The organism is Streptomyces boluensis (assembly GCF_009908195.1).
Classification (GTDB): domain Bacteria; phylum Actinomycetota; class Actinomycetes; order Streptomycetales; family Streptomycetaceae; genus Streptomyces; species Streptomyces boluensis.
In genome coordinates, this window is the sequence record NZ_JAAAHS010000742.1 from 1 (window position 1) to 1,016 (window position 1,016).

The 1,016-nt window shown below is 72.7% G+C and carries 1 protein-coding gene; it reads left to right on the top strand.

What is annotated here, in order from left to right; all coding sequences use genetic code 11:
• Nucleotides 1-97 precede the first annotated feature (97 nt).
• On the top strand, nucleotides 98-1,016 hold a 919-nt coding region (locus GUY60_RS37850; RefSeq protein ID WP_161706024.1), incomplete at its 3' end, for a hypothetical protein.

Here is a 1,016-nt window from a genome sequence, read left to right on the forward strand (position 1 = left end):
GAGAGGGGAGAGGTCCCAGGGGAGGCCGGTACCCGCCACCGCGACAGAACCGAAACATCCCTGCCATACCCCCCGACCACGGCAGTACGGTGTCCGCATGCGCCCCGAAACGGATCACACCGCCGAAGCCGAACGCCTGCTGCGTACTGCGGCGCAGTACCCCGAGGACGCCGAACAACTCCTCCTGCACGCGGCCGCGCACCTGGAGCTGTCGGGCGAGCGCGAGCGGGCCACGACGCTCTACGACGACCTGCTCGCCCGCACCCCGCAGCAGCCGTCCCTGGTCCGTGCCCTGAAGGCGGCGAACCTCTGGGAGTACGGGCACGAGGCGGAGGCCCACGCCATCATCGACGGCATCGGCACGGCGGCCCCGAGCGACCCGGCGCCCTGGGTGATCGCGGCGGAGGCCCTGGAGTCCCACGACGAACTCCAGCAGGCGCACGAGCTGTTCACCCAGGCGGTGACCCGGCTCCTGAACCCGTCGGGCCCGAACCCGGCGGACGCCAACCCACTGCTCCTCGGCCGCCACCGGGTCCGCCGCCTGCTCGCCCTCGACCACGACACCTGGGACATCCTCGCCGACGAGGCCAACACGTCCCCGGTCCCGCTGGACGAGCTGCACGACCCGAAGCGCGTCTGGTCCCTCGGCTCGGAGGACCCGACGGAACTCCGCGCCGAGATCGCCCGCCTGCGCGCCGAGTTGGGCACGTACCGCGCGGCCCTCTCCCGCCCCTTCCCGGTGGCGGTCCTGCACTGGCCGCGCGCGGAACTCACCGAACTCCTCGCGGCGTACCCGTCGTTGGCCTCGGAGTACCCCTCCCACGAGGAGCACCTGGCGACCATAGAGTCCGCCCTCCGCGAACTCGCCGCCTCCGGCACCCCCAACCTGGGCATCGTCACAGCCACGGTCCCCTCCTACGAGGCCTTCGCCGCCTCGGAAGCGTCGTCCCCGGAGGACGCGTCACTACTCCCCCAGTACGCGACGACGCTGGCCGCGCGGGGGCGGGCTGTGGGGT